The following is a 12,688-nucleotide window of genomic DNA, read 5'->3' on the forward strand; positions in this document are numbered from 1 at the left end:
ATTAAACAATAATAGATTGTAAACATACTTTTATAAATTAATTATTTCCACATCATACAATTTATTATGATACCTCTTCTGAAAGCCTCAAGCAATTGAAAACAAACATTTTAAAACAAAAACCAGACCTGCACCCAGTAAAACAATAAATAAAAATCAAACATTCATATAAAAAAATAAAATAAATTTTTAGTTTAACTAATTTAAACAACTAAAATTTAGTTTTTAACCACACTATATTGATACATAAATATATACATGTATTTAAGAATGATTTTTCTAACTAAACTCACAGAAGATTAGTGAACATTCAAAAAATTAGCTAAGTTTAAAGTGTAAACATCTATAGACACATGAACAATTTTTCTTTTGTAAGCTACCTGACTTCTAACATTGATATAGATACAGAAAGTGTCGAACAACTGGTATCCCATTGCCGGACTGTAGCTGTTAAAAAAGGAAATTATCTTCTGCGTGAAGGTGAGGTAGGAAAATATACCTATTTTGTAGAACAGGGGCTGCTTAAACAATATTCCATAGATGAAAAAGGCAAAGAGCACATCCTTCAGTTTGCTCCGGAAAATTGGTTTGTATCAGACAGAGGAAGTGTTTACTTCGGTCTTCCATCCCATTATTACATTCAGGCACTGGAAGATAGTAAAGTCATGCTGATAGAGGAAGAGTTTATTATAAAACTATCAAAAGAAAATCCTTCATTTCTGGAATTCAATAATAAGAACCTGCACAACCATATTCGTCATCTGCAAAAGAGAATCACATTATTACTTAGTGCTACTGCAGAGGAAAGATATCTTGATTTTATAAAGATATATCCTAGCCTGACCCTTCGCGTTCCTCAGACACTTATTGCTTCCTATCTTGGGATAACACCTGAAAGTCTGAGCCGTGTACGCAAGGATCTGGCGACACGAAATTTCAGACCTTTATGATTTTCTTATCATGCATCAATGGTCGCTTCTTCCTAAAGCCATAGCTTTGTCTTACAAAACAAAATCAAAAACTGATGGTTGTTATCAATAGTTGGTTTGAAATACAGATCAGTAACTTATAAAACATAAAAAAATGGAAATCAAACACGTACAGGAAGGACAAAAGGGATACTTTTCAATGATGGATCAGAATATCGAAGCAGGACGGATCACGTATACCTATGCAGGCGAAACTAAAATCATTATTGATCATACAGATGTAAATGACGAGTACAGAGGACAATCTATAGGGAAGAAGATTGTATTGGAAATAGTAGATTTTGCACGCACCAATCATATCAAGATATTACCCTTATGTCCGTTTGCCAAATCGGTATTTGACAAGACACCGGAGATCAAAGACGTATTGTTTTAATAACAACGGTTATAGATAAACAGTTGGCGGGGACGCCAACTGACGCAAAACAAATAAGATAATTTACACCAGCAACTTTAATGGAGAGAGTCTTTTATTCCCCATTATGCCGAAGTAATGACATCTTCTAAAAGGGAGAGAAAACTATCCTGAAAAGCCTTTTTTCTCTCCCTGTTAAGGAGTGATCCCGATTTATCGGGAGACAGGTTCGCGGGTAAACTCAAAACCGGTTTATCACCCATAAAAACAATTACATATCTTGTTTTCCTGAAAGATAGTTCTTAGATTTGCGCACAGACAATTAAAAAAGGAAATGGTGTTCTTCCTTAACCAAACCGCTTTAGAAAGCTGATGACGCCTGATTGATAAATGTTAAACTATTTAATCAGGAATAATTATGCTTACGAAACAACCAAAATCCATTCGTCAAAAAACTCAGATCCGCACCCGGTTATTCTTTCGGAATTACCCTACAATGCCCTATATTCTTAAATGGGTCTTTATCAGTCTTATTCTAGGGGTATGTATAGGATCTGCTTCTGCAGGTTTTCTTATTTCACTGGAGTGGGTGACCAATTTTCGGGAGGAGCATAAATGGATTATTGCCCTACTTCCTGTAGGTGGCTTGTCTGTAGGGTTGCTGTACTATTGTTGGGGAAAAGATGTAGAAGCAGGTAATAATCTGCTGATTGATACGATTCATACACCTGGGCAAACTATTCCGTTTAAAATGGCACCTTTTGTCTATTTAGGGACCATTATTACACATTTATTCGGAGGATCAGCAGGAAGGGAAGGCACAGCACTGCAAATGGCAGGTGCTATTGCAGATCAGTTCAGCAAACGATTAAAACTCAATCCTGAAGAACGTAAAACATTAATTATTGCGGCCGTCGCAGCTGGGTTTGGTTCCGTATTCGGTACTCCTCTTGCCGGAGCAATATTCGGAATGGAATTTTTCCTTATCGGACGGCTTCGGTATAATGCCATTTTTCCTGCCTTTGCTTCTGCGATCTGTGCAGATCTTATTACGAAATCGTGGAATGCTCATCACACCCATTACCATATAGATATTGTTCCGGATCTTTCATTTGTAAATATTATACTGGCGGTACTGGCTGGTGTTCTTTTCGGATTATGTGCGACCGTATTCAGTCGTACATTAAAGAAAACATCCCAACTTTTCAAATCTTATATCAGCTACCCTCCATTACGGCCTTTTATCGGAGGAATAATCGTAGCCACTGCAGTGTGGTGTATCGGCACTACTGCTTATATAGGACTTGGTATCCCCGGCATAGAAGCATCTTTTCAACAAACAGCATTGCCCTATGATTTTGCATTGAAAATGGCTTTCACGATCCTTACCTTAGCGGCTGGATTTAAAGGAGGTGAAGTTACTCCACTCTTCTTTATCGGAGCCACCCTAGGTAGTGCATTATCCTTATTTATTCCCCTACCTCTGGGTTTACTGGCGGGAATGGGATTCGTAGCCGTATTTTCCGGTGCCACCAATACGCCACTGGCCTGTAGTATCATGGGAATAGAACTTTTCGGTGCTCAGGCAGCAGTATACATAGCCATTGCCTGCATACTGGCGTATCTGTTTTCCGGAAACACCAGTATTTACGGAAAACAGATGATAGGTGACCCTAAAAACAAAAGATTCTCTGCCCTCACAGGAAAACGGATTAATGATATCTGATACTTTCGGGTAAACTAACTTTCAACAGGAAACGAGAAAAAGAATGTGCTACCTAAGCCGGGCTTGCTCTCCACTCCTATTTTCCCTGCCTGATTTTCTATAAAATCCTTGCTGATAGCCAATCCGAGTCCCGTTCCCGATTTGGCACTTCCCGGAATCTGAAAGTAACGTTCAAAAATACGTTCCTGATATCGGGGATCAATTCCCCGACCAAAATCCTGTACAGCAAACACTAATCTATCCTGCTCTTTGTATAAGGAAACAATCACTTCATTATGGTCCGAAGAATAGCGAATAGCATTAGTGATAAAATTGGTTAATACCCATGCTGTTTTTTCTGCATCAACAAGGATAAAAGGAAGGTCTGGCTGCACCTGCTGTACGATTGACAGGTTTTTCTGTTCTGCCGGAATACGTGTAGTATCCACCGCATATTTCAAGATCTCTAAAGGGTCGTTAGCCTGCATATTCAATTGAATATTGCCTGTTTCGACCTGAGACATATTTAACAGTTCAGAGGTAATTTTCAACAACCGTTCGCTATCATCTCCGATACTTTCCAGCAATTGCTGCTGTTCATCTGTCAAGGAGCCGGTACGTTCATGTGCCAGAATATTAAGGCTCATTTTTATAGAAGATATAGGTGTTTTCAGTTCATGTGAAACAGTAGCAATAAAATTAGTCTTCGCAAAATCAAGCTCTTTGAAAGGAGTAATATTCTTCAGCATAATGACATAGCCGATCAACTCGGACTCCTGTTCTCCTGTAGGAACTACATTTATATCAATGATTTCCTTTTCAAAGTATTGTTGTTTTCCGTCAGCAGCTATTTTCACTGGCTCAGCCGAACTCTTTTCCGGACTCATCATATCTCTGATCAACAGCCTGACAAGATCATTATTAACAGCAATATCCTGAATTTGTCTGCCTTGTATAGCCGTCCATTCCAGTCCTGTGACCTTTAAGGCCTCATGATTCGCAAATAATATCTTTTTCTGTTCATCAATTCCTATGACAGGATCATGCATATTATTGATAAGTGTTTCAATTCTTGTTTTTTCTTTGAGGATAATGGCCAGATTACTGTTGGAATATTCTTCCAGTTTCTGTGCCATAGTATTAAAAGATCTGGCCAGCTCACCGAATTCGCTATGTCCTTCGAAGTGCACCCGTTCACTGTAATTCTGAGCTGCTATCTGCTTTATACTGCCGGTGAGTTCGCGTATAGGATCGGCAATATTGCCGGGCAAATTCACAAATAACACAAAAGCAATCAAAAAACAAAGCGCTCCTGTCACGGATATCCAGACAATAGCTGAAGCTGCTGTTTCATTTGCAATATCACTTTTACGTCCTATAGCTTCCATATTTAAACGCATGACTTCTGCTATGTCTTCACGGATCAGGACCTTCAGGTTAGCTGTTTGTGGATTTTGTTTCAATTCACCCAGATGGACTACAATTTGTTCCGTAGCCTCTTTCTCTCCTTTTTCAGTTTCGTTAGCCCGCTGTAACCGGAGGTTTTTCTCAAAATCAGTTAAAGCCAACGGATCCGAATCCAATTTATCCAGCGCAAGCAACATGTTGCGGCCATACTCCAGTGTATTGTAATTGGCGAGTAGAATATTTTTAGTGTCTTTCTTCAGACTATTCACATAATAGGTGCTTACTCCTGCCAATAAGACGATCAGAAGAAATAAAACACCTACTCCAAAAGTCAGTTTTTGTTTAGTTCTCATATCCGTTAATATTTTCAGTCCCTGACAAACGGATGTCAAGATAAAATAATTAAATCAATATCTGCTGATGACAGTTTTTTTAATAACTCATTGAACACTCCTGTTGCCAGTATAATCCCAAATAAGGTCAGCTTCGGCTTACCTATACAGACAGTTGTAATGTTCATTTTACTCACCTGCTCCAGAATTGCATTTGGGATTTGTTTACTTTTCACCTGCAATACCTGCCCCCCCAATTCAGTTGCTAATTTAAAATTATTGATCAACAAACGCTGTTTATCCAGTGCGATTTTATCCACGCTTTCCCGGGGAGTCTGCACATACAAGACATACCATTCTCCGCCATAATAGCTTGCCAGACGTGCTGTCTTTCGGATCACATTCTTTGCTTTCCTGGCATCACTCCCAATACAGGCCAGAAAACGATCATGTCTTACCATCATCCCTTTATGCACCACATGGTCTACCTGTCTCACCACATGTCCCGCAACTTCTTTTAATGCAAGCTGCCGCAGCTGAAGAATATGGTCACTTTGAAAAAAATTATTCAATGCAGCCTGTATCTTATCAGATGGATAGATTTTTCCTTCCTTCAGGCGTGCGATCAGATCTTCCGCTGTGAGATCAATATTGACAACTTCGTCTGCCAGGGCAATAATCCGGTCGGGTACGCGCTCTCTCACCTCTATTCCGGTTATGGTCTTTATTTCCTCATTCAGACTCTCAATATGTTGTATATTGACCGCACTGATTACACTAATGCCGGCCTCCAGTATTTCCAATACATCCTGCCAGCGCTTTTCATTCTTGCTGCCTTCAATATTAGAATGAGCCAGTTCGTCTACAATCACGACCTCAGGATGGAGATTAATGACAGCCTGGACATCCATTTCTTCCAGCTCCTTGCCCTTATAGAAAGAAGTACGTCGTGCAATGACTGGCAACCCTTTTAATTGTTCTACCGTTTCCACCCTGTTGTGTGTTTCTACATAGCCGATCTTTACATCAATAGCATTTCGCATCAGCGAATGTGCTTCCTGCAGCATCCGGTAAGTCTTACCTACACCGGCACTCATACCGATGTAGATTTTAAACTTCCCTTGTTTTGATTTCCTGATCAGGGAGAGAAAATGTTCTGCATTCTTTCTTTCATTTTCCATGTCCGGTAGTGGATATACTTTATTGCAAAATATGTTAAAAACTAATAGCTAAAGCAGTAGTTGCTGTAAAGCTATTGTCTGTCAGACGCTGATTCCGATCGGTAAAAAGAGCATCTTTACTGTTCAGATTTCTGAGCTCCGTGCGCCAGATCACATTAGACAGGATATGATAATCTATATTGACAGAATATCCAAAGGTCTGAAATCCATGTGGGGTATCCGAAGCAATGATTACACCTTTCTTATCCTGATAATATTCACCTCTTGCTGTCAAGCTGACCCGTTCTGATGCTGCATACCGCGCCAGCACAACAGGCGTATACCACACATCATAATCCTCGGATCCTTTCTTCTCCTGCTGCGCACCAATATCGAATCCTGCAGTCAGTCCGAATCGATCACTAACCTGATAGATCGCATACAGATTATGAAAATAACGCATCTGCCGTACACTGTCAGCCTGATCACTTCCGATAAATGAACCGCTGTTTAAAGTCAATCTCTCCGTAGGTTTGAATGTCAGCTGATGTCCAAAGGATACGGTGTTATTTCCGTCTACCCGTCTGATCCGCTGCCATCCGTTCAGTACAAGAGCACTCATCATCCATCGCGCATCCGGGGTAGTATAAGTGATCTTTGCTCCTGTTTCAAAATAAGGTGAATTCTCGGCAAACAGACTTCTTGTCAATGCCCAGTTATCTTTACCTGCTGCGCTTTCAAAGCCCAGATGCGAGGGCATTATACCGGCATCTATCCAAAGGTCATGTTTTTCAGAAAGCCTCACGCCGATATTAGCTTCATATACATTTTTCATAACATCATTTTCTGCAGCATAGTTTGCACTCATATAAGTCCCGGCAGCCACTGCCAGATTGGACCGCACACGATCCGCAGAGTAAGACGCTTTCAGATAGGCCAGATTCAGATTGACTTCATCAGACCGGTTGTGACTATACAAAAAACCAGGTCGGGTATGATTCTCCGGTCTGTTAAAATCCTGTGTATAATAAACCTCTGCGTATCCTCCGAAACGTAATGGATTTGGTTGTTCATTGGTCTGCGCACAAGCCATCTGCTGTATTCCCAAAGCACTAATCCCCATCAGCGCAGCAATTAATTTTAAAGTTGTATTCATAAGTTTGTCGATGTCAGAACAGTTATTACAGTTATTTTTTACTCCGTTGATCTAAGGCTATATTCAGCTTTAGAACATTGATTTTCTCCGGACCGAATAAGCCCCATAAAGGTTTTTCGATCTGTTGATTTACCAGCTGTTCAACTTCAGATAGCGCCAGCTTTCGGACTCTAGCTATACGCTGAATCTGTACTTTAGCGGCCTGTACGGAAATATTCGGATCAAGACCACTTCCGCTGGCGGTAACCAGGTCTACCGGGATATCCGATTTTTTGATGCCAGGATTATGTTGCATAAATGTCTCTATACGTGTCTGGACAGCTTCCAGATATTCTTTATTAGATGGACCTTTATTGCTGGCTCCTGATCCGGAAGCATTATAATCAACAGCAGAAGGACGGGACCAGAAATACCGGTCTTCTGTGAATGACTGGCCGATATTACTGTAATAAGTATGACCATTGTATTGGACAATCTCACCCTTACCCCTGTTTGGACTGACCTGAGCAAAAGCCCAGACAAGTGCAGGATAAAGGACTGTAAATAGAATAAGTGTTCCTAAAGTCAGCTTAATCGCTGGTAGAATATGTGTTTTCATTATGATTAACTTTATCAATGTATTATGAAACAATGGTGATGATAGAACCTGATATTATATAAAAAGAGATACGACTACATCTATGAGTTTGATCGCCACAAAAGGAATAAGTACCCCTCCGAAACCATACAAAAACAAATTGCGCCGCAATAAGGCTGAAGCTCCGATAGGTTTGTAAGTCACTCCTTTGAGTGCCAATGGAATCAATACCGGAATAATGATTGCATTAAAGATCACGGCAGACAGAATAGCACTCTGAGGGCTTCCCAAGTGCATTATATTCAGTCCTTGCAAGGCCGGAATAGCTGTGATAAACAATGCCGGAATAATCGCAAAATATTTAGCCACATCGTTTGCGATGGAGAACGTTGTCAATGTACCACGCGTCATCAGGAGCTGCTTACCGATCTCCACAACCTCAATCAGTTTGGTGGGATCATTATCCAGATCAACCATATTTCCGGCTTCCTTTGCGGCCTGCGTCCCGCTATTCATCGCTACACCGACATCTGCTTGTGCCAAAGCAGGAGCATCGTTTGTACCGTCTCCCATCATCGCGACCAACCGACCTTCTGCTTGTTCCTGTTTGATGTAATTCATTTTATCCTCAGGTTTAGCTTCTGCTATAAAATCATCCACCCCGGCCTTCTCTGCAATGAACTTTGCCGTAAGCGGATTATCACCGGTAACCATTACCGTCTTTATGCCCATCTTCCTCAACCGCTCAAAACGTTCCTGTATACCCGGCTTTATGATATCCTGCAATTCTATCACACCCATCACTTTTTCATTTTGCGAAACGACAAGTGGTGTTCCGCCGTTACCAGAGATCTGCGTAACCCGCTCTTCAATCTCCTGAGGAAAGGTATGGCCAGCTTTCAGCACAATATTGCGGATCGCATCGGTAGATCCCTTGCGAATACGTGTATCTGTAAAATCTACACCCGAAGTACGGGTTTCAGCTGTAAAATTGATATAATGTGGTTCTTTTATCTGCAGTGTCAACGGATCCGGATTAGCCAGTTCAAGAATAGATTTTCCTTCAGGTGTATCATCCGCCATAGAGCTGAGAACTGCAGCCCGGATAAGTTGTTTCTCTTCTATTCCATCTGCTGCATAAAATCGGGTTGCTTTGCGGTTACCGATCGTAATAGTCCCTGTTTTGTCCAATAACAGAACATCAATGTCTCCGGCTGTCTCTACCGCCTTTCCCGATTTGGTGATGACATTTGCACGAAGTGCTCTATCCATTCCCGCAATACCGATAGCAGATAATAGTCCTCCGATAGTAGTGGGAATAAGGCATACAAACAGTGCAATGAAAGAAGCTATAGTGATAGATACATTTGCATAATCTGCAAAAGGTTTCAATGTCACGGTTACAATAATAAATACCAGCGTAAATCCGGCAAGCAATATCGTCAGCGCAATTTCATTGGGTGTCTTTTGGCGACTTGCACCTTCTACCAGAGCGATCATTTTATCCAGAAAACTTTCCCCGGGTTGTGTTGTCACCTTCACTTTAATACGATCCGACAGGACTTTGGTTCCACCGGTAACAGAGCTTTTATCACCTCCAGCTTCCCGGATCACAGGAGCAGATTCTCCGGTGATGGCACTCTCATCAATAGTCGCCAGTCCTTCGATAATTTCCCCGTCGGTCGGAATTACATCTCCAGCCTCGCAAATGAAAATATCACCTTTTTTCAGTGAAGAAGAAGAAACTGTAGTTCCATTCTCTAGTTTCGCAGGAGTCTCTTCACGGGTTTTGCGAAGACTGTCAGCCTGCGCTTTTCCTCTTGCTTCAGCAATAGCTTCCGCAAAATTGGCAAACAAAAGCGTGAAAAATAAAACCACAAACACTGTTGCATTATATCCAAAACTACCCTGTGAACGGTCTCCACTCAGCGTCCAGAGGGTGACGACAAGCATCACCAGTGTACCTACTTCTACAGTGAACATCACCGGATTCCGAAACATAAGCTTAGGATTTAACTTGACAAAAGATTGAGCAAAGGCTTCTTTTATCAGATCTTTTTGGAACAAAGATTTATTAGTTGAGTTCATATTGTTATTTATATTATAAATGAGCCTTAAAGCAAAAGAGTAATCTCTTATACGACTGTTCTGTATTGCGGCTTAGTTAAGTGAAAAATGTTCGGCGATAGGACCAAGTGTCAATGCCGGAAAGAAAGCAAGTGCTGCGACAATAATGATTACAGCAAAAACCATGAGTCCGAATGTTGGGGTATCTGTTTTTAATGTTCCCGATCCCTCAGGAATGTAATTTTTAGCAGCCAGCAAACCTGCAATGGCCACAGGGCCTATAATGGGCAGGAAACGACTCAGAATCAAGACAAATCCGGTACTGACATTCCACCACAACGTATTGTCCCCCAATCCTTCAAATCCACTACCGTTATTTGCAGCAGAAGACGTATATTCATAGAGCATTTCACTGAATCCATGAAAACCAGGATTGTTCAATGTGGCCATTCCATACTCCGGGAATGCACTTGCCAGAGCTGTTCCCACCAGGATCAGGAAGGGATGCAAAAGTGCGATGATCATAGCGATCTTCATTTCACGGGCTTCGATTTTCTTTCCCAGGAATTCCGGAGTCCTTCCGACCATCAGACCACTGATAAACACACCCAGAATAATAAAAATAAAAAAGTTCAGCAGGCCCACTCCATTTCCGCCATAGAACGCATTAATCATCATAGCCAACAACTCATTCATACCGCTGAGGGGCATAGTACTGTCATGCATAGCATTGATAGATCCGGTAGAGATCACAGTGGTCGCAATACTCCAGTAACCTGAGGCAATCGCGCCAAACCGCATTTCCTTTCCTTCTGTATTGCCCGATGAAATATCAATACCCATCCCGCTTACTGCAGGGTTACCTTTTGCTTCCAGGATAATATTCGGAATGACCAGCAGTAAGAATCCTACAGTCATAACTCCGAAAATCATCCAGGAGAGTTTTTTCCGTCTTATAAAATAACCAAAGGCAAAGATCATAGCCAATGGAATGATCATCTGCGCAAACATCTCCGTGATATTGGTCAGATAATTCGGATTTTCAAACGGATGATTAGAATTGACTCCAAAAAAACCACCTCCGTTAGTTCCTACGTGTTTGATAGCAATAAAACCCGCAGCCGGACCCGTAGACACTTCTACTGTCTTTCCCTCCAGCGTGGTCATACTATCCTTTCCGTTGAATGTCATCGGTGTACCGTTAAAGACAAGAATCAAGGCTACAACAATAGATAACGGAAGTAAAATACGCGTACAGGATTTAACAAAAAAGTTGTAGAAATTGCCAAGTGTATCACTTCTCTTTTCGCGGAATGCCTTGAAAAGAATAACCCCCGCAGCCATGCCTGTACCAGAGCTTACAAATTGCAGAAACATCAGCCAAAATTGACTCAGATAACTTACACCGGTCTCTCCCGAATAATGTTGGAGATTACAGTTAACGACAAAAGAAATAGTCGTATTAAAAGCCAGATGTGCTGACATATTGGGATTGTTATCCGGATTTAAAGGTAGCCACTGCTGTGTCATAAGGATAACCATACCCATCAAAAACCAAAGCATATTAATGGTCAGCAATGCAGCCATATGCTGTTTCCAGTTCATTTCCTGATGCTGATCAATACCGCTGGTACGGAATATTAATCTCTCCAGCGGATTGAAAACAGGATCAAGCCATGTTTTTTCATTTCCGAAAACTTTAGCGATATATTTTCCAAGAGGTATAGCCAGAATGACCGTCAGGACAAACATAAAGACTATACCTAAAATTTCTGTGTTCATATTATTGTTTTAGATTATTTGTTGCGGCGTATAAGATATACACACCGTAAATAGATGACTTAAAATTTTTCCGGTTTGAGTAACACATAACAGATATATACAAACACCAGAATAGAGATAATAAATAATGCGGTCATGTTAATTTTCAATTATTGTTTTCAAATACACCTGTCTCAATTCTTTTGGAAAAAATGTCAGATGTTTCTTTAGACTTTTTGGAGTTTCCTCATTTGCTATAATGCATAGAAACTCATTTTCAATAGCATTTTTATCGTGCAATTTTCCGTTCAGATATAGAATATTGACAATCTGAGCGGCTTCAATGGCCATAGCTTGCTGTTCTTCATCACCCTGAATGTGCTGTAAAAAATAACCTGCCAGTGATTGCAAAGCGGTATAATCATCGCTGATCTGCTCATGAATGACCTGAGGAAGCCATTCACGGATTGTTTTAATAACTTTAGTTTCCATATCGCGAATGAATAATTAGATTTTATCAAAAAAATGGATGGATTTATAGAACAGCGCAAAACATATAATGCCTGCTATAATTAATAAGACTGTAAGCATGGATAAGTGTAGATATTGATACATAAATCTGAAAGATGAACCGATCAGGATCACGTAGACAAAAAGGTAGATCAACAAACGGAACGGTTTGACCTTGCTCCATCTGCCGACAATCTTTCTCTTATCCTGATAAGTACATGTGGATTTCATAATTATAATGATGAAAGTTGACGGATATAAACGGAACGTAATGAATAAGGAATCTTAGTCTCAACGGATTGCCATTCTTGCGGATGACAGATACGTTTCATTCCGTTGAATGATCGTACAAAGAGATTTTCGATGATCTCTTTCACTGCGGCATCGCTTCTTCCGTAAAGCCATCCCATAAACATCATACTCCAGCGTACCCGAGGCAGATTATGGTGCTGAAGCATATCTTTCATAAAAGTGACTACGATCTGAATAGCACCTGCGATATTCTCCCTTGAACTAAGCCTGTTAACTTCCTCACTGACTTCCGGGATCTCGGCCGAAATAAGGGGAAGCAGATCTGATTTGTGAATAATTTTCATCGGTATAAAATTTATATTATCTGATTTGGAATCCCTTATGCCAAAAGAAAGACCATTTGAATTATAAAAAATA

General features: G+C 40.6%; 12 protein-coding genes and 1 riboswitch. Of the genes, 3 read left to right on the forward strand and 9 right to left on the reverse strand.

Annotation, left to right across the window (positions count from 1 at the left end; genetic code table 11):
* Nucleotides 1-353 precede the first annotated feature (353 nt).
* The 3 genes from B4B65_RS20500 to B4B65_RS20510 all read left to right on the forward strand — a co-directional run bounded on the left by B4B65_RS20500 (nucleotide 354) and on the right by B4B65_RS20510 (nucleotide 3,070).
* Nucleotides 354-950, forward strand: a complete 597-nt coding sequence (locus tag B4B65_RS20500) for a Crp/Fnr family transcriptional regulator (RefSeq protein WP_293918436.1) — start codon at nucleotides 354-356, stop codon at nucleotides 948-950.
* 133 nt (nucleotides 951-1,083) lie between these two features.
* The gene (locus B4B65_RS20505; protein WP_201678264.1) at nucleotides 1,084-1,365 is read left to right on the forward strand and encodes a GNAT family N-acetyltransferase; all 282 of its coding nucleotides are present in this window, start codon (nucleotides 1,084-1,086) and stop codon (nucleotides 1,363-1,365) included.
* 300 nt (nucleotides 1,366-1,665) lie between these two features.
* Nucleotides 1,666-1,733: riboswitch (Fluoride riboswitch) on the forward strand.
* A 29-nt stretch (nucleotides 1,734-1,762) separates the two neighbouring features.
* Nucleotides 1,763-3,070, forward strand: coding sequence for a voltage-gated chloride channel family protein (locus B4B65_RS20510; RefSeq protein WP_293918438.1), 1,308 nt, complete (start codon nucleotides 1,763-1,765; stop codon nucleotides 3,068-3,070).
* A gap of 14 nt (nucleotides 3,071-3,084) precedes the next feature.
* Here the strand turns inward: B4B65_RS20510 and B4B65_RS20515 are convergent, their stop codons facing one another.
* The 9 genes from B4B65_RS20515 to B4B65_RS20550 all read right to left on the reverse strand — a co-directional run bounded on the left by B4B65_RS20515 (nucleotide 3,085) and on the right by B4B65_RS20550 (nucleotide 12,615).
* Complete coding sequence (locus tag B4B65_RS20515) at nucleotides 3,085-4,809, reverse strand: HAMP domain-containing sensor histidine kinase (RefSeq protein ID WP_293918440.1); 1,725 nt, start codon at nucleotides 4,807-4,809, stop codon at nucleotides 3,085-3,087.
* A gap of 35 nt (nucleotides 4,810-4,844) precedes the next feature.
* Nucleotides 4,845-5,969: a sensor protein KdpD gene (locus tag B4B65_RS20520; RefSeq protein WP_201678261.1), complete on the reverse strand. Its 1,125-nt coding sequence runs from the start codon at nucleotides 5,967-5,969 to the stop codon at nucleotides 4,845-4,847.
* Between the two features lie 34 nt (nucleotides 5,970-6,003).
* Nucleotides 6,004-7,104 (reverse strand): porin, encoded by a 1,101-nt coding sequence (locus tag B4B65_RS20525; protein WP_293918443.1) that lies wholly within the window; start codon nucleotides 7,102-7,104, stop codon nucleotides 6,004-6,006.
* Nucleotides 7,105-7,135: 31 nt separating this feature from the next.
* The gene (locus B4B65_RS20530; RefSeq protein ID WP_293918445.1) at nucleotides 7,136-7,702 is read right to left on the reverse strand and encodes a K(+)-transporting ATPase subunit C; all 567 of its coding nucleotides are present in this window, start codon (nucleotides 7,700-7,702) and stop codon (nucleotides 7,136-7,138) included.
* Between the two features lie 54 nt (nucleotides 7,703-7,756).
* A complete protein-coding gene (kdpB, locus tag B4B65_RS20535) occupies nucleotides 7,757-9,769 on the reverse strand; it encodes a potassium-transporting ATPase subunit KdpB (RefSeq protein WP_293918447.1) in 2,013 nt (670 codons plus the stop codon).
* Nucleotides 9,770-9,841: 72 nt separating this feature from the next.
* Nucleotides 9,842-11,530, reverse strand: coding sequence for a potassium-transporting ATPase subunit KdpA (gene kdpA / locus B4B65_RS20540; protein ID WP_293918449.1), 1,689 nt, complete (start codon nucleotides 11,528-11,530; stop codon nucleotides 9,842-9,844).
* 59 nt (nucleotides 11,531-11,589) lie between these two features.
* A complete protein-coding gene (locus B4B65_RS21725; protein WP_409590533.1) occupies nucleotides 11,590-11,667 on the reverse strand; it encodes a potassium-transporting ATPase subunit F in 78 nt (25 codons plus the stop codon).
* 1 nt (nucleotide 11,668) lies between these two features.
* Entirely contained in the window at nucleotides 11,669-12,001 is a 333-nt protein-coding gene (locus B4B65_RS20545) for a DUF7674 family protein (RefSeq protein WP_293918451.1), read from the reverse strand.
* Between the two features lie 251 nt (nucleotides 12,002-12,252).
* Nucleotides 12,253-12,615, reverse strand: coding sequence for a DUF7674 family protein (locus B4B65_RS20550; RefSeq protein ID WP_201678254.1), 363 nt, complete (start codon nucleotides 12,613-12,615; stop codon nucleotides 12,253-12,255).
* Nucleotides 12,616-12,688 lie beyond the last annotated feature (73 nt).

The organism is Sphingobacterium sp. UBA5789, assembly GCF_002418355.1.
In the GTDB taxonomy this organism is placed as follows: Bacteria; Bacteroidota; Bacteroidia; order Sphingobacteriales; family Sphingobacteriaceae; genus Sphingobacterium.